Origin of the sequence: Lentibacillus songyuanensis (assembly GCF_039548255.1) — a bacterium.
Lineage (GTDB): Bacteria > Bacillota > Bacilli > Bacillales > Amphibacillaceae > Lentibacillus_C > Lentibacillus_C songyuanensis.
In genome coordinates, this window is record NZ_JBCLVH010000009.1 from 31,379 (window position 1) to 48,420 (window position 17,042).

Consider the following 17,042-nt stretch of genomic DNA (forward strand, 5'->3'; position numbering starts at 1 on the left):
CGTATAAAATAGGAATCTAATCAAAGGTGCCCAGCACAATACTGGGCTGGATAGGTGACTGAATGAACAGCCTATCAATGCCTTCTATAAGGCACCCGCTGCAATATACGGTAATGTTGCATACTAAAACACATTTATTAAACCGCTTTGGAAATGCTAACTAACGATATTTTAAACTCTTTATTTAGGTAATATCCGAAAAAAGTCTCTCCACATTGTTGTAGATTAGCGTCCGACAGTGGAATAACTTTTATTCATGCATCGATTATTTTAAGGAAGTCTCTTATTTTTTTCCATGAGTCTATTGTTACTTTGGCATTCGCTGATTTTGAGCCGCCAAAGTTTATCGCCATTCCATTGTCCAACTGCTTGATTACGTTACTCGGAAGCGAGGGGAAACTGTACGGAAAAGCCAAGAAATGACCAGCTCCTTCGTAAAAAAAGTGTTTATGCTGGTAGGGATGGTGCAATAAATGCTTTTGCATAGTTTTGACAAATTTCTCAGATGGCCATAATTGGTCATCGCCTCCAGATATTGTCAGAACAGGAGCATGGATATTCTCTACATGAATCCGTGCGTTCTCTATCTTTTGTTCATTTCTCATGGTACGATTCCAAATGGATAAGAAAGAAGATGGACGCTTGAGTATCCAGTTGCGAAATGAAGAAAAAATCATAGAAGGTGGAAAGGAAAACTTCATATAGGCCAGATCTTGCCCATTGAACGTCCAGGAAGGAATTGGGGCAAATATATTATTTTTCATCCCCGATGTGACATAACTGCATGGAGAAACAGCAATCACAGCCTTATATTCATCATAAACAGCACCTAAAAGAAGGGCCAATTCTCCTCCCCTTGAGAATCCGATCAGGGATACTTGTTTGTTGACAGCAGGGTGTTGTTTTAACCAGTGGGTAGTCTTTTCAAAATACTCTAAAGGAATTCCTATCAAGTTATCTGGAACGTTATTCATACCAAAATAAGCCAATGCTAGTACCGTATACCCATAGGAGGATAATAGTGCTGCGGCTGGCTCTAAATAACCGCCATCCGATCCACCTAACAGTAATACACCCTGGTACGGCCCTTCACTCACCGGACGATATAATACCCCCGTAAATTCATTCGATTCCATGACTTCTTTTTGAATGTCTTCCCTATAAAAGTGACGTGTAATTTTAACCATATCAAGAGTTTGGTCTGATATTTCCAGCGAAAGATCCACTGAAACGGATTTTGCATTTTGTTTGACAAAAAAATCTCCATGTTTCGATTGTGTGTCTTCCATAGACCAAAACAAACCAAAGCTGTCGATTTCACTATACGAACCCTTTACAGGTTTTGCGTAGGCAAGTGAAACGGTCCCATCTTCACTTGCCTTAAAAGTAGCTTTTGAATCAAAGTTCTTTCCCCTATCATCACACATTTTTGCTTTGAGCGTAATTATCTCATTTGGTTCACAGTTAATTACTTTTATATCAATTTCCTCATCAATATAGGATTGAGGTTTATCAACGATTAATACAGGGTCTTTTTTCACCGAAAAAACAGCTCCCTCCATGACCTATATAACCTCTTACTGAAATATAGAAAGTATCTTATTTTATACAACAATCTTGCCCTATTCCGAAAGACTATTTATTATTTTCTATAGCCATCCCACCCCTTCGGTATTTACCACCTCTTAGACTAACACTAAAATTGAATTTTTGATTATTTTTTAATCCACCAGTTAATTGATCATAAAAGTATTCTTTACCCTCTGTTTTTCTTAGGAATATGACCAACCTTGAATGAATCTATGTAGACTGCTATTGCCTTTGAATCATATTCATTATCGGGTTCTAATTGTAGCGAGCATTTGGAGAATAATGCATCACTGTATTCAAAAATAGGTTCATCATAAGTTTCTTCCAACCACACGGTTAACACTTATTTTAAACACCGCCTTGTCATTTACCAACACCATTATAACATTGAACGAATCATTTTTAGAACTAATTCTTATGCCACATTTCAAAACTCGGCTCATACATAAAAAAACATAAAATGAGTAATAATGTTAAACGAAAGCATGAAGTGTTACATAGACATATTATTTTTTGCGGCTGCTCTGAAGATTAAAGTTTGCCGAAAGACTAGGATCAAAGGAGGCAGGTTGTTACGGTGAATTCAAGAGGATGCTCCATCAAAAAATCCGGGATTTAGGTGGAAAGGTTCACACATTAGTAATTGCCTTGCAAATGTAATTTTGTCTTTAAAAGACTGACCAAGTGATCAGTCTTTTAAAAGAGACAAAAAATGGAAGTTTGCAGCTGGGGAATTTGGGATTATACTGAAGGGATGGATCCAGTTAAGTTCCCCGTTTCATTAAGTATATGACCAACATAACAATTGTTGCATGTTTCCTGCGGCATCCCTTTTCAAGGTTTTCAACAGTTAAAATTAATGTTAACGCCACGTTAATCCCAATATTCTACATAGTGTTTTTTGGGGCCTCTCATAATTTTTTTCGGTGCTAATTTGCGACCGATAAAAAGTATCAGCAATAATGAATAATGGCCCACGAGATAAAGCAATTGTCTCCAACTGTCGAACATTAAGATTTCAAACCTAATTTGATTGATTCGCCAGTATATATGTCCTTTGTGCGTTTTTTTAACTATGTCTCACTGTTCAATAATTACGGCCTAAACATAGGGAACAAGGGGTTAGTTTATCCCGCCTTAACGGGCAGTAAGACCCCCACTTCAAGATTTTGAAGCGGAACTAAAAAAGATAAGTGGGGGTCAACTGTCCGTAAAGGTCCGATTCTGTTCAACTAACATTCAGTGAGGAAGAAAGGGAAACCCCCACTGAATGAAGTTTCACTTTATTGGTTTAGTCCGGAAAATGCAATGAAAGTATTGGGCACCTTGAATCGGCCATCACCCCCATCCGGGTCGATTCAAGGAGCACCAATAAAGTCAATCGCCCCGAACAATTAGATTGTATTCACGTCCACCTGTCCATTATGCTAAATTATTAACCCATTAATGATTATATTACAAACCATTTCAATATTATGGAAAATATATTTGTTAGGTACAACCTGTGCCGAAAAATATTGCGGGATCAAATTAAAGGGCCGACAAAATAGGTGCATATATATCAAGTTAATAAAAAACATAACATGCATATACGGCGCCAATAGGGCATATAAGTTAGATTAAGCCAAATATTTATTCGTTAATGCTTCCCGGTGGAGGTGGTTAAAATAATAAAGTTTATTACTTTTACGTTTATTGCCTATATAGCTATCGATTTTGCAGTATACTGGTTTGGCAACAAGGGAGATAGTACCTTCACAGAAATAACCATTCACCATTTCAAAATGCTTCCTATCTATTTGATTGCTAATATCCTGGTTACAACAGGTTTTATCTTCGGCATCAAAACGGGGCTTAATCCAATGTTTTTATTCGGAATATCGATGTCAATTTGGGTTCTTAGTCTTATTATAGTCAGTACAGTTCTTTACAAAATATACCCAGGTTGGACTTCCGCGTTCGGCCTATCCCTCATTTTAATAGGTATAGTACTTGTACAATACAGTTTGAAAACATAATATCGTTTACTGTGGCAAAAGAACATCGATTATCGTTATTTCCCCTACAGATTGAAGTGCATCTATCATAATATCCGCAAATTCAATCAAACTATTCGCTTTACCGTTCCTTATTCCATAACCATCTGCCAGTTGGGTAAAATTTGGATTTTGAAATGTTACTCCACTGCTTTCCCCAAACATTTTCTCATTTTCATTTGTTCCAGCCTTAAAACGGAATCATTTAATACGATGATAATAAACGATACACCAAGTCGTTTTCTGTTTCTATTTCAGCAAAGTTCATAAGGACCCCTCCATCACCGGTAATACATATTACTGGGCTGTCGGGACAGGCCAATTTGCCTAGATTGCTCCTGGTAAAGCGACTCCTATGGAAGCGAACCATTTGAAATGATCATCCTTCCCGGTCCCTTTGGCTGAAACGTCCCAGCAATGGACATTTTATGTGCACCCACATCCGAAATAACAATGGACCGATCCGGGATTAGCTGTTCAATGGCATGCGGCATATTTTCCTGCTCAATTTTTTCTTTGGGTTTTCCAATTGGTTCCCACGATTTTGGCTCCATGCTAAGCTGATTCAGGTGGTAAAGAATTTGCTTGATATTCCCGGTCAATTCCATTTCCACAGGGTATTTATTTCCGCTGGTATGGTATCAATATATAAAACTGATATTTTATTTTTATTCCACATTTGGGAGCTTCTCCACAAAATCAAAACCAATGACGATAAGTAAATCCGCTTCCCCTATGCTGGCACCACGACCTAACGTCGCCAAACAAACCCCTGCCTTTTCAGATAATCTTCCGTAAACATCTGCCATGAAGGCCGCACCCTGTTCATGACGAACATTTACAAAATGAATTTTATCGGAGTGGGCCAAGGAATGGACCAGATCTAAAATCCCGTACTTGGAATGCCAAAAACATGTGCAACACCTTCATTTTCCAAACATTGAACAAGTACATCTGTTGCTTTCATAAGTTCCTTTAGAAAAACAAAAATATACTCCTTTACACAATCAAATGTAAAACATCGTTATATTTTTCTTCCCTATTCCACCATATCCAGGGGGCAACAATACCCATAATTAAATGCCCCCTATCACTGGCAGTGGTGGAGTACAATAGTGAAACACTGACTAGTTGCCGGTTTGCGTGCCGGAATGGTCGTTTGATTCATTAATACGTGTGATGGCACTATTCAAGTGTTTTATTGTTTGTATTGCGGTTCCTCTTGTTCCATTTCTTGAATACGTGGAACGAGACTATCTACAATCATTTGTGTTTGTTGGGCCGCATTTTGATACAACTGTTTTGCCTGTTTGTTCTCCGTCTGAAGTGCAAAGGTTTCGAAACTTGCCTGAGCGCTTTTTAAACCTGCCACCGTCTGGTTCACTTGACTCACAACTGTCATGAAGACTCCTCCTTAAATTAATTTGCTTACAAGTATATGTTGCCGTGAAACATTTTCTTTATGTATACAACTAATGCCATTTTACGATTATTGTTTTCATATCTACAACGAGTAACTAGACGGGAATACAAAAAGTCCACCAACATCATTTTTTTGCACAACTTGCTTTAATCAACATATATATAAGTCAGGGGATGCTCCTAGTGTAAAGTTGTCAAACCAAAGAACGTCTAATTGGTTTGTAAGCGGGGCCCATAAAATAGCATAGGAAAAAATAATATCCTCCCTTCTATTGATGAAACAAGCACCTAACCTTTAAAACCTCCTTATTGTTCGGAACTTCTGACTTATTTTAATGTTTTAATATCCCTTGGAAATAATAGGCGTAGTGGTTATAATCTGTCTCCTAATTCCAAGCAAGGTCACCACTAAAGGTGACCCTTTTTTTAAGCCCATTGTAAAAACAGTAGTAAAAAAGATTACATCATTGAATGATAGGAGATAAACTTATTTATTTGACTGATGAAAGTTCATCTTCCGTTACCCATTTGTGATTCTTAATTTTTTCTTCAGTCTTTGTATCTGTATAGCTTACCATATAAACCGTGGTGTCTTTCGCAGCATCGATTGTAGCTGTCGCACCTTTCATGCCTTCCATATGATCTGCCTCAAGAACAACTTCATCACTTTGCTTATATGGCTGTTTCTTTGCATCCTCAATCTCTTCATGAATCACCCATTTATGGTTTTCAACCTTTTCTCCACCATTAGTTGGAGTGTAGGTCACCTCGTAAACTGTGGTATTATAGACGCCTTCAATAGTTGCAACAGCGCCATCCATGCCTTTCATGTGGTTTGCATCGATCACAGCTTCACTTCCGACAGGATATGTTGGATCCTTTGCATCAGCTAAATCTTCCGGAACCTCATCTGAACTAGAATGGTCCATACTTGAGTGATCTGCTCCTTCCGTAGAATCAGATTCTTTCTCGGATTGGGATTCTTCATTTATTTCTGTGTTTTTGGTTGCGTCATTCTCTGAATCAGAGTTACTATTGGGAGGAGTCTTGTTGTTCCCACCACAAGCTGCTAACACAACACCCATCAATAATGCTACAATACTTAGTTTGAATTTCTTATTCACTATATTTCCCTCCAATCATTTTCGCTTATATCCGGGTTCTGAAGCGAATTTATGCCTTCAACAACTTCGCATTAATCGCTACAATAATCGTGCTTAAACTCATCAAAACCGCACCAACTGCAGGGCTTAAAACAATGCCTACCGGTGCCAATATACCTGCTGCAAGTGGGATCGCCAAAATATTATACCCAGTGGCCCACCATAGATTCTGAATCATTTTCCGATAGGTTTTCTTTGATAAGTTAATTAACGAAACGACATCCTTTGGGTTACTTTTTACTAGCACAACATCGGCTGTTTCCATAGCAACATCAGTACCAGCGCCAATAGCAATTCCCAAGTCAGCCGTTGCTAGCGCAGGGGCATCATTAATTCCGTCTCCTGTCATCGCGACTTTCCAGCCTTTTTCTTGAACTATTTTGACCTGATCCGCCTTTTTATCTGGTAAAACTTCGGCATACACCTCATCAATATTCAATTGCTCTGCAACCCAATTGGCAACCTTTTTGTTATCCCCCGTTAACATAATCGAGTGAATACCATTTTCTTTGAGCTTGGCAACAGCCTCCTTCGCCGTTTCCCTTACCATATCAGCTAGTGCAATCATGCCAACTAGTTCATCATCCAGTAAAACAAATACAACTGTTTTTCCTTCCCCGGACATTTCGTTAAACGGTTCCTGATCATAGTCAAGATTATTGTCATCGACATAACCGGGACTTACCACATTGACCTTTTTTCCATCAATCGTTCCCTGAATTCCTTTCCCTGTTATCGATTCAAAATCAATTACTTTTTTGAGTTCCATTCCTTTTTCATTTGCCGATTTGACGATACCTGTTGCGATGGGGTGTTCTGAATTTTGTTCTAGACTGGCTGCCCAGTTTAGTACATCATCTTCTTTATATCTTTCCCTTGGGACAATATTGGTTACACCAAATTCCCCTTTTGTCAGCGTACCCGTTTTATCAAAAACAACTGCATTTAAATCCCTCGCCCCTTCAAAATTAGCACGATTACGGATAAGTAACCCCTGTTTTGCAGAAATGGAAGTAGAGACTGCTATAACGAGTGGGGCAGCTAAACCAAGTGCATGTGGACAAGTAATAACCATTACCGTTACCATACGCTCCAATGATGTATCGAATGGGTAGCCAAGCGCAAGCCAAATGAACAAGGTGATAAATCCCGAAGCAAGCGCAACATAAAACAACCATTTTGCTGCCCTATTACTAATATCTTGTGTTCGTGATCTCGATTCCTGTGCCTCTTTTACCAATGTAATTACCTGCGACAGGTAAGAAGCTTCACCTGTTTTTTCGACCTGTACCGTCAGCGATCCTTCCTTATTTACGGAACCACCGATAATTTCATCACCGTTTTCCTTTTCGACAGGTACGGATTCCCCAGTGAGCATGGACTCATCTACTGCTGATGTTCCATTTATAATCGTTCCATCAACCGGGATCTTCTCCCCTGGCTTAACCAGTACACGGTCAACATTTTTCAATTCGGAAACTGGTACATCATGTACCGCATCATTATCATCTAATTTATGGGCTTCACTTGGCATAAGTTTTACGAGTTCCTCTAATGCATTGGATGCCCCCATCACCGAACGCATTTCAATCCAGTGCCCAAGCAACATAATGTCAATTAAAGTAGCCAGTTCCCAAAAGAAGTCATTTCCTTCTAATCCAAATACTGTTAGCGAACTATACACGTACGCAACAAAAATAGCTAAGCCTATAAGTGTCATCATTCCAGGATTTTTATCCTTTACCTCGCTAATTGCCCCGGTAATGAACGGCCAGCCACCATAGAAAAAGATAAATGTAGCAAGAATAAATAAAATATATTGATTGTATGGTACTTGCCAATCCACACCAATGAAGCTTTGAATCAACGGCGATAAAATGAGAATTGGAATAGTGACAATTAACGAGATATAAAACCGCTTTTTAAAGTCCTTCACCATATGTTCGTGATGGCCATGATGGTCATGCCCAGCGTGACCATGCCCTTTTTGTGCACTATGGTCATGGTGATGTTCATCCGTATGGTTAGCATGATGGTCATGGTGGTTATGATCATCTTGCGTTTTTTTGTGTGTATCGTCATTACCTGCCAAACCTATCACTCCTCTTACTTCATATTTTTTTCGATATTAAATTCTATCCGTTGCAAGTTTTAGCTTTTTACTTCTATCGTTCCGTTATACCTAAATACAATACCCCTGTAAGGTATTTTATAAACATGATTTTTATGTAAATACGAAGGATGTCACAAAAGACCAGCTTCAGTCTCTTTGTTGGATAATTCTTTTTCTTAAAGAAGATAAGCCCACCAATTAAAGCTATTGCCGACTGTAATGCAAGTATTAATGTAGAGCTTGCCACTGTTGTATGATTTAACGATTTAAACCATAATCCGAAATGGGCTGCTAGGAAAACTCCTGCTACAATGATTGCAAACCACTCTGTTGAAAAATAAATTATACATAAAATTATTGCAAGGAATAAGAAAATAAAAAGCATCTCTACCCCCGGCTCCAATGTAGGATCTAGGACCCAACCAAAAGCGTCAGCGATATATAAAAGACTCATAGGCCATGAAAAAATACGAAGAAAGATAAAACACCCAAAAATAAAATTAAATAAACCAGCCAACAAAAAATATAATGTCCTTTTGACCCTCCTCCGTTCAACCTAGGTTAATTTGCATTTTTTGCACCCGCTATTAATATTCATTAATGACCAATGTTATCGTTGTTACCACTAATTGGTTTTACTACTTTTCCATTTTTATCTGTTATGATAGTATCTGTTTTATTAATAGGTTCTTTCGAAATCGAATAATAAACAAAGGCTCCAATTATGATAGCTATCATAATCAACCCAATAGAAATTCTTTTTCTCATAGGGATTCTCCTTTCCAACACTTCTTAGAAATTATTTGTCCTGTTTATTAAAATTATAGCATGTTAAACAATTGGGCCCGGATGCCAAATTGCCGCAATTCGACACAACAACGTTATTGTATCAAACTTTGTTTCAAAGTCACAACATCATCTTCCCCCATGAATTTGTTTTAGAAACCAAATATATTTTAGTTAGTTCAGTTCGATTCCCATTTATTTTATTAACTCACCCACCCAAAGAAAATATACACAAAATATGACGCTATCAGTTTGAGAGATAGCGTCATATCAACGTTTTAAGAAGAACTTCCATCGATCGACTCAGATCGTTGAAGAGAGATACCGACAAATTTGGGTTCGGCGTACATGAACTCTATGAGCAACTGACCTTAGCGCCCTCTCGTGTACATGCCTTTGTTAATAATCGAGTCTTCACAGAGCCAAAGCTATTACGACTATCTAACTAATTGTCTCCAAACTTTCGATATTCCGTCAATCTGTTCAGCTAAATATTCTTTAGCGTATGCGTGGATGCTCTACTTTAACGGGAACCCTTCCCAGCAATCAGGCCATGTCACGGATATTTTCAATTAACCTGACGGGGGATGTTAGTTCAACGAAACTAGGAACATTTCCCATCACAATCGCTCCCCTTTTGCGGGAGACTTACATTCAAGATAATTAAAAAACTGAGGGAGTAAAATTTAGCCTTTCAACATTCTTAACCCATTCAAAATAACCAGTATCGTGCTTCCTTCGTGACCGATAACACCAAGTGGTAACGACAGATTTTGCATGAAATTCGATGCAATGAGTGCCACGATGACGACAATTGAAAATACCATGTTTTGTTTGACAATCCGATTCATCTTTTTGGACAACTGGATCGTGTAAGGAATGGAGCGCAAATCGTTATTCACAATCACAACATTTGCGGTTTCAAGAGCGGCATCTGTCCCAGCTCCCATAGCAATCCCGACATGGGCCGTTGCAAGTGCCGGTGTATCATTTGTTCCATCCCCCACCATGGCCACACGTTGATATTCTTTTGTTAGTTTTTTGATCTCATCAAGCTTTTGATCAGGTAGGCATTCAGATTTATATTGTGTCACGCCTACTTCACGTGCAATTTCGCTTGCCATTTCCTCACTGTCCCCAGTGAGCATATACGTCTCAACACCTGCCGCATTAATGTCCTCAATGGCTTTTTTCACATCTGAACGTACGGCGTCCTTTAAAGCCAACGCCCCAATAACTTCCTCCTCATTTTTTACAAACACAATCGTTTTTCCCATTGTCTCTAAAGTGGCTGTATTTAAAAATACTCCAGCTTTTTTTGTCCCAACAAAATCTGCTTTTCCTATTTTATAGTGGACATCGTTCACTATGCCTTCAATGCCCCATCCTGGCTCATCCTTGATTTCTCCTGCTTTAAGTAAATCGACTCCCTCTTTTTTTGCCTTTCTCATCATAGCAGAAGCCAACGGGTGATTAGAATAGTTTTCTATGGATATAGCGATCTGCAGGATTTGATTCGAATCCCATCCGTCACATGCAGCAATATGAGTAACTTCTGGTTTTCCGGTGGTAAGCGTACCAGTTTTATCAAAAACAATCGCCGAAAGCTTTGCCAATCCCTCCAGATGTACGCCGCCTTTAAACAGCATACCCTCGCGAGCCCCCTTGGAAATTGCTGAAAGGATTGCGGGCATCGTTGAGGCAACAAGAGCACAGGGTGATGCAACCACAAGAAGCACGAGTGCCCGGTAGATTGTCTCATTCCAGGACCATCCAAACAAAAAATGTGGGAGGAACATCATTAATCCAGAAGCGACCAGTACAGCAATGACATAGGAATTTTCAACTCTTTCGATGAAAAGATGGGCTCGCGGTTTTTCCTCCTGCGCGCTTTGAACAAGTTTGATAATCTTTTGAAACAATGTATTTTCGTTCGTTTTATTCACCTTGATCTGGACAACCCCGTCGAGATTGACCGTACTAGCAAGAACTTCTTCATTTTCTCCTTTTCTTACAGGCATCGATTCTCCCGTGATGGCCGATTCATTGACCGAGGTTTTCCCTTTGACCACGACACCGTCAGCTGGCATTAGTTCACCGGGTTTAACAAGAATAGTATCGCCGATTTGCAAATCCCTAGCAAGGATGCTCTCTTCTTTTCCATTGCGCAGAACACGGGCCGTTTCAGGTGTAAGTGACATTAAAGCGGAAAGTTCATCGCTGCTTTTGTTCATTGCATAAGTTTCCAGCGCTCCACTCAGTGAAAAGATAAAGATCAATATTGCGCCTTCTAGCCAGTAGCCGATGACCGCCGCGCCAATCGCGGCAAGAAACATAAGTAATTCGACATTAAGCGTCTTATCCTTAATGGTTTCTGTAATACCTTCCTTCGTTTTCGCATAACCACCGATCACAAATGCTGTGATAAACAAGCCATCTACCATAGGATTGGATGTTTTGGCCGAAAGATCCCATCCAATCAAAATCAAAACACCTGCAACAAGTGCTGCGATCATTTCACCATGTTTTTGAAATCGTTCCATCCAACGAGTTTTTTTCCCCGCCGAAGGGTTGGGAGTATTTTTCGTTCCAACTGAAGAGTCGGGGGCATTTTCCTTTATCTGTTCTGCTGGGATACCCATATTCACCACTCCTTTTCTAATTGATAATGAGATTCAAAATCATTCCTCTTAAAACATCGAAAGCTGCCACTATAAGCGACAGCAATCATTATTTATAACTATTATAATATTATATTTACTTTAATATATCATATATTTATGGTAATGCAAAGTAAATGTTACCGATTTTTAAAGAGAGGTTTCCTCATCCTTATTTGTTTTTTATGTTAGTGTTGTATAAGGGAAACTTTCGGGTTGAGGAGTCCATAAAGTGAAACTTCATTCAATGGGGGGCTTACTACCCATTAAAGTGGAATAAAAAATAAGGTTGATCCATAATTAGATCAACCCTTTACCTATCTATTCTCTTGACCAAAGATTGAATGCCACAAATATTTTATCACCTTGAATTTCTCTATGTATAATGGGCTTTTGAACATGCTCGTTCACATTCAATACCCTGTGCGTTTTGGACCTAATTCTAACATCAACTCCCAAAATGCTTTTTATTTCGTTATTTGGATTTCCCATCAGATCAACCTTCCTCTTCCCTTTATCTAATTTATAATCCGCGTTAATAATAACCATAGAATTACTGTAAGCCGCTGTCATCCAACATGTGATAATAGCTGCTTACCCCTTGGACATTTTATATTTTATGTCTTTTAACCTTACATTGTTATGATATTAGCGATTGTGTTGTGGAAATATACGGTCTATCATGTTCCCAAATTGGTCGAAAAAACCATGATCTGATTTGCCATTGCGCACATCACCAGCGTGGTCATTTGCCAAATTAAAAAAATCGGGGTTTGTGGAAACATATACATGGTCAACATTGTGTTCAACGGATTTAACGATTTCTTGTATTTCCCGTTTTTTCTCATCCGTTAATGCATGTCCATTATCTAAAGGATTGCTGTTTGTATTATCGTTCATTTTTTCATCATTCACACCATGATTGTTATCCATGTTTGTGCCATCACCATCGTTTTCATCCGATCCTGCAGCTACATAGGCATTATTGTCGGTTGTAAAGACGTGCGCACGGTCTATACCGGCGACTTCATTCATTATTCTGTCGGCAGCCTTTTTGGATACATCGTACCGATTATTAAGGTCATCATTACTATCATTACCCATATGGATGCGATCATCGTGACGATCCCCGTTATCGATTCGGTTATCATCATTTGCATGACTATTAAATCTCGTGTGTTCTACATTATCATCCCGATTGGTTCCATTGTTATCATTGTTTGCATCATTATTTGTTCCATTATTTCCACACGCGGCAAGTGCAAAAATTACAGCAAACAAAACGCATAAAAGCCTAAATTTCATTATTCATATCCCCCTTGATATATATTTAGTGATAGTATGTATCGGGGGAACTGGAATATACGTGGAATAGCCCAACATTCAAAAACTCGTTATTTTTTGTTATGCCTTTGATGAATGGTGGTTAACTTCAACTGTGGCATGGTTTGGGAAAGGGTGTCTGCCGATTCCCAGAGGCCCAATTTTCAAGCTTACTTTGGTTTTTGTGATAGTACCAATTTTTCTTGTTTCAAACCAAAGATTGGGATCTCTAATAATTCTTTGTATTTGAGGTGAATTGGTTCGGAAATTATCCGTCAGGGATGCCTTGGAACCGCGTAATGTATTTTCCCGCTTTGCTTCCGTGACTCCAATATCTTCCCAGACAATCATTGAAATAGCAAATCCAAAATTGTAACCTTCAAATAGGAGAATAACACTCCCGGATAACAGGAATTGAAATAGCGTATTGGAGTCCGTTAGATCATCAATTGCATCAACGGTAAGCACATTTTCTTTAATATATTGCAATGAGGACTGATCAATCTGTATCTGCGTGAGGTAAGTTTTCCGTAAATCGACCAATAATGACTCCAGCAACGAATCTTAATTACTTGTTTCATTAATCAACCCATCCTTTTATTCACTGTGCTCAGCTACTTTTCCTATTTTAGCATCAGTAAGGGTTTTCGACGCACAGGACGTGCTAGTGCAGGCGAAGGCATAAGGACGTGACGGTTTTAGCCTGCCCTTTCTCCCCCACCCAAAACATGTCGGAAATTAAACCTTACTTGGTGAAATGATCATCGAAGCCAAATAACCCCCTGCCTTAAAAACAGGAGATGATACGTCAGTAAAAAACATTTTAACCTTTTTTAACCTTTATTTTGTACAGGGAACCTGGCGGATGATAAAACGGCGGTATTTTAAGCCAACCTTTTTGCTGCATTAAATCCTTGAATTTCAGCCCTAGTGACAGTTTATCGATTTGATATCTTAGAAACATAATAGCAACATCAGTTCTTAATGATTGGCTGGCAGCGCCTGCGCACATGTCGGCAGCCACCACGAAATTTATATTTATGGTGTTCGCAATTTCATTATCGGTTAACTTTGCCCCCAACGGTACGTCGTTTGGATTGGATTCCGGTTTATGCTCAGGCATATCGGGCAATGAAACGCCTTCTTTACGCATAAATTGAGATAGTTCCTTTTTGTGTGACAGGGGAACCTGGAGAGCATTCTGTAACTGTTTTTTTAGTTCAGAGTCTGTTGTCATATGAATCGCAACTTCCATATACCCGATAATACCTGATACAAAATTAAGATAGGTCCAACATGCCATTGTTTCGCCGACATGTAGCGGATTTTTATGATTATCCGTTAGTGATTCAATAACACTTACGGCGTTTTTAAACATACTACCAATACTCGGCAAATTAAGCCCCTCCCTTCGATTTAGTGATAGTATAGCTTCCCCCTGTTTTGGAGATTTATCCATTTATACGATTCACTTTCCACCTTTATCCAGTCTCTATTTAGTGAAAATGACATTTGCGATGATAGCAAAACCTGCTATAGTTATATAGAAGAAATATTTTAAAAAAGGGAGAGGATTCATATGCAAATCGATGAAATACTTGACTACAATCAAAAATTTGTGGAAGGAAAGGAATACGAGCCATACAAAACCGATAATATTCCGAATAAGCGTCTGGTTATCGTAACCTGTATGGACACACGTCTTGTTGAATTACTTCCAAAAGCGCTCAACATTCATAATGGCGATGTGAAAATGCTGAAAAATGCTGGTGCCATCATTCGCAGTCCTTTTGACAGCATTATGAAAGGGATCCTTGTTGCCATCTATGAATTAAAAGCCGAGGAAGTCATGGTCATTGGGCATCGTGATTGCGGCATGTCCCATGTGGATACCAATGTGTTACAAGAAACCATGCTTAAAAAGGGGATTTCCAAAGAAACACTATCAACACTGGAACACGCCGGCATCGATCTACATACAGAGTTTAGCGGTTTTTCATCTGTTGAGGAATCAGTAGAGCAAAGTGTTGTAATTGTTCGCAACCACCCCCTGCTACCCCCATCGATTAAAGTTCACGGGTTGGTTATTGATCCAGCAACAGGCAAACTTGATTTAGTTACAAAAGGTTAAAATGCAAATAATATCCCTTTTCGATCCAATTGTCTGCACGGATCGGAAAGGGTTTTTTATAGTATTTTTTGGCTTTGTGGTTAATGCCTTTTTCATTACATTGCTTCGTTTGACGATTTTGCATTGAGTTTAAGCAGATTGTCGAATTCTGCACGCACAATCAACTATACCCCCTTTCTTACAACAAGGCTGGTAGACAGGTAATCGTATTTTTTCAATGGTCTTCGCCTCCCCTCATTTCCCACTAATAATTTTGGTAATTCGTTACATACTAGTTGTTAGTAGCTTTTTGTCCAGGAGGTTCCTATGAAAAGAGGTCGCCAGCGGAAGTCTAACATGAATAATTCCTTTCCGATGAAGCTTGAAACATTAGAACAGATCATGCTAGATAAATTTGAACATAACGAAGACTTATTATTTCGTACATATAATCAAGATAATGGTAAAAAAGCGGCTGTATTTTTTATCTCTTATCAAGTCGACCAGGAAATCGTACATGAGTTTCTCCTCGATCCTCTATTAAGCAGTAAAGAGGAGTGGAGCAACGATTCCATTTTAAATGAAATTCCTTTAAACTCCGGAACTCCCATTGATGCACTAGAATCGATATTAAAGGGGTTACTCATTGGAGAAGTATTTATTTACGTGGAGGGGGAGGAGGAAGCTATCGCCTATATTGCTTTAAAAAAGCAACATAGGGAGCTGAGTAAAGCGGAAAATGAAACGGTTGTGATTGGGCCGCAAATATCCTTTACCGAGTCCCTTATCACTAATCTCAATGTGGTTCGCTGGAGTATTCGCTCAACTGACCTTGTCTTGGAAAGGATCATCATTGGTGATCGCTATCCCCGTGAAATTCGAATTTGTTACATGAAATCAATTGTCAACAAAACACTGGTAAACACGATGCGACAGCGACTGCAAGATTTGGATGTAGACGAACTAGAGGATAGTACCGTATTGCAACAGTATATCGATGATTCATCATCCACGGTCTTTCCCCAGTTCTATTCCACCGAACTCCCTGATCGTTTCAGCTATGCGATCAGGCAAGGGCGGATTGGGGTATTGACGGAAAATAGCCCGACCGGGTTTATTGCCCCATCGCCATTTATAAGCTTTTTTGAGTCAACGGAAGATATATATATGCGTTGGAATATTGGTACGTTTTTACGATTCTTACGCTTTTTCGGAATGTTTTTTTCAACTGTACTAACGCCATTATACGTAGCTGCTGTCACCTATCATTACGAGATTATTCCGATTGATGAGCTGATCACCATCGGGCAATCCCGTGCTGTCGTTCCTTTTCCACCAATCTGGGAAGCAATCATTCTGGAATTCTTGATTGAATTGTTACGCGAAGCTGGTGCCAGGCTACCGACCAAAGTTGGTCAGACAATTGGAATTGTTGGCGGGGTAATCATTGGACAGGCGGTAGTGGAAGCGGGGCTAACCAGCAGTATTCTGATTATTGTTGTTGCGTTAAGCGCGCTGTCCTCGTATACAACACCAAATTACTTGATGGGAACTGCAATTCGCGTCGTTCGCTTTCCGATGATCATCCTGGCGGGACTATTTGGCTTGATTGGGATCATTTTTGGTGTCTCGTTACTGATTATCCATTTATTAAAACTCAAGTCGCTGGGAATACCATACCTTACACCCATCTATCCATTCCGCTTAGCCGATCTGAACAAAGCGTTATTCCGCGCCCCGCTCCAATATGAGAATAAGCGGTTTCTTTCATTACGGCCAAAGAATTTGCTTCGTTACAAACGCAAAGAAGCAAAACGAAAGCATGACATTGAAGAGTAG

General features: G+C 39.3%; 17 protein-coding genes. 2 read left to right on the forward strand and 15 right to left on the reverse strand.

Going from position 1 to position 17,042, the window contains the following annotated elements:
- Positions 1–254 precede the first annotated feature (254 nt).
- The 15 genes from WMZ97_RS10715 to WMZ97_RS10775 all read right to left on the reverse strand — a co-directional run bounded on the left by WMZ97_RS10715 (position 255) and on the right by WMZ97_RS10775 (position 14,552).
- On the reverse strand, positions 255–1,562 hold the full coding sequence (locus WMZ97_RS10715; protein ID WP_343272081.1) for an acyl-CoA thioesterase/bile acid-CoA:amino acid N-acyltransferase family protein: 1,308 nt from the start codon (positions 1,560–1,562) through the stop codon (positions 255–257).
- Between the two features lie 194 nt (positions 1,563–1,756).
- Entirely contained in the window at positions 1,757–1,933 is a 177-nt protein-coding gene (locus WMZ97_RS21910) for an HIRAN domain-containing protein (protein ID WP_405027678.1), read from the reverse strand.
- Positions 1,934–3,614: 1,681 nt separating this feature from the next.
- Positions 3,615–3,791, reverse strand: a complete 177-nt coding sequence (locus WMZ97_RS10720) for a hypothetical protein (RefSeq protein WP_343272082.1) — start codon at positions 3,789–3,791, stop codon at positions 3,615–3,617.
- A gap of 40 nt (positions 3,792–3,831) precedes the next feature.
- Entirely contained in the window at positions 3,832–3,996 is a 165-nt protein-coding gene (locus WMZ97_RS21915) for a thiamine pyrophosphate-dependent enzyme (RefSeq protein WP_405027679.1), read from the reverse strand.
- A complete protein-coding gene (locus WMZ97_RS10725) occupies positions 3,980–4,240 on the reverse strand; it encodes a hypothetical protein (RefSeq protein WP_343272083.1) in 261 nt (86 codons plus the stop codon). Before WMZ97_RS10725 ends, WMZ97_RS21915 begins: the two co-directional genes overlap by 17 nt.
- Before the next feature lie 54 nt (positions 4,241–4,294).
- Positions 4,295–4,495: a thiamine pyrophosphate-binding protein gene (locus tag WMZ97_RS10730; protein ID WP_343272084.1), complete on the reverse strand. Its 201-nt coding sequence runs from the start codon at positions 4,493–4,495 to the stop codon at positions 4,295–4,297.
- Between the two features lie 329 nt (positions 4,496–4,824).
- The gene (locus WMZ97_RS10735) at positions 4,825–5,028 is read right to left on the reverse strand and encodes a DUF1657 domain-containing protein (protein WP_343272085.1); all 204 of its coding nucleotides are present in this window, start codon (positions 5,026–5,028) and stop codon (positions 4,825–4,827) included.
- A 511-nt stretch (positions 5,029–5,539) separates the two neighbouring features.
- Positions 5,540–6,172 carry a YdhK family protein gene (locus tag WMZ97_RS10740; RefSeq protein WP_343272086.1) on the reverse strand — a complete coding sequence of 211 codons (633 nt, stop codon included), beginning with the start codon at positions 6,170–6,172 and terminating at the stop codon, positions 5,540–5,542.
- A 49-nt stretch (positions 6,173–6,221) separates the two neighbouring features.
- On the reverse strand, positions 6,222–8,303 hold the full coding sequence (locus WMZ97_RS10745; RefSeq protein ID WP_405027680.1) for a heavy metal translocating P-type ATPase: 2,082 nt from the start codon (positions 8,301–8,303) through the stop codon (positions 6,222–6,224).
- A gap of 73 nt (positions 8,304–8,376) precedes the next feature.
- Positions 8,377–8,844: a hypothetical protein gene (locus tag WMZ97_RS21920; RefSeq protein WP_405027681.1), complete on the reverse strand. Its 468-nt coding sequence runs from the start codon at positions 8,842–8,844 to the stop codon at positions 8,377–8,379.
- 77 nt (positions 8,845–8,921) lie between these two features.
- Positions 8,922–9,092, reverse strand: coding sequence for a hypothetical protein (locus WMZ97_RS10755; RefSeq protein WP_343272087.1), 171 nt, complete (start codon positions 9,090–9,092; stop codon positions 8,922–8,924).
- Positions 9,093–9,796: 704 nt separating this feature from the next.
- Entirely contained in the window at positions 9,797–11,653 is a 1,857-nt protein-coding gene (locus WMZ97_RS10760; protein WP_343272207.1) for a heavy metal translocating P-type ATPase, read from the reverse strand.
- Between the two features lie 765 nt (positions 11,654–12,418).
- On the reverse strand, positions 12,419–13,075 hold the full coding sequence (locus tag WMZ97_RS10765; protein ID WP_343272088.1) for a YhcN/YlaJ family sporulation lipoprotein: 657 nt from the start codon (positions 13,073–13,075) through the stop codon (positions 12,419–12,421).
- Positions 13,076–13,174: 99 nt separating this feature from the next.
- On the reverse strand, positions 13,175–13,636 hold the full coding sequence (locus WMZ97_RS10770) for a spore germination protein (RefSeq protein ID WP_343272089.1): 462 nt from the start codon (positions 13,634–13,636) through the stop codon (positions 13,175–13,177).
- Between the two features lie 280 nt (positions 13,637–13,916).
- Entirely contained in the window at positions 13,917–14,552 is a 636-nt protein-coding gene (locus WMZ97_RS10775) for a DUF3231 family protein (protein WP_343272090.1), read from the reverse strand.
- Positions 14,553–14,672: 120 nt separating this feature from the next.
- On the opposite strand from WMZ97_RS10775, the gene WMZ97_RS10780 reads away from it, so the two are divergent.
- Entirely contained in the window at positions 14,673–15,224 is a 552-nt protein-coding gene (locus WMZ97_RS10780; protein ID WP_343272091.1) for a beta-class carbonic anhydrase, read from the forward strand.
- 306 nt (positions 15,225–15,530) lie between these two features.
- Positions 15,531–17,042 (forward strand): spore germination protein, encoded by a 1,512-nt coding sequence (locus WMZ97_RS10785; RefSeq protein WP_343272092.1) that lies wholly within the window; start codon positions 15,531–15,533, stop codon positions 17,040–17,042.

Coding starts and splice junctions, on each gene's coding strand:
- WMZ97_RS21915 (WP_405027679.1), bottom strand. CDS start 3,996: ATGGTTCGCTTCCATAGGAGTCGCTTTACCAGGAGCAATCTAGGCAAA.
- WMZ97_RS10780 (WP_343272091.1), top strand. CDS start 14,673: ATGCAAATCGATGAAATACTTGACTACAATCAAAAATTTGTGGAAGGA.
- WMZ97_RS10765 (WP_343272088.1), bottom strand. CDS start 13,075: ATGAAATTTAGGCTTTTATGCGTTTTGTTTGCTGTAATTTTTGCACTT.
- WMZ97_RS10735 (WP_343272085.1), bottom strand. CDS start 5,028: ATGACAGTTGTGAGTCAAGTGAACCAGACGGTGGCAGGTTTAAAAAGC.
- WMZ97_RS10720 (WP_343272082.1), bottom strand. CDS start 3,791: ATGTTTGGGGAAAGCAGTGGAGTAACATTTCAAAATCCAAATTTTACC.
- WMZ97_RS10755 (WP_343272087.1), bottom strand. CDS start 9,092: ATGAGAAAAAGAATTTCTATTGGGTTGATTATGATAGCTATCATAATT.
- WMZ97_RS10775 (WP_343272090.1), bottom strand. CDS start 14,552: ATGGATAAATCTCCAAAACAGGGGGAAGCTATACTATCACTAAATCGA.
- WMZ97_RS10715 (WP_343272081.1), bottom strand. CDS start 1,562: ATGGAGGGAGCTGTTTTTTCGGTGAAAAAAGACCCTGTATTAATCGTT.
- WMZ97_RS10785 (WP_343272092.1), top strand. CDS start 15,531: ATGAAAAGAGGTCGCCAGCGGAAGTCTAACATGAATAATTCCTTTCCG.
- WMZ97_RS10760 (WP_343272207.1), bottom strand. CDS start 11,653: ATGGAACGATTTCAAAAACATGGTGAAATGATCGCAGCACTTGTTGCA.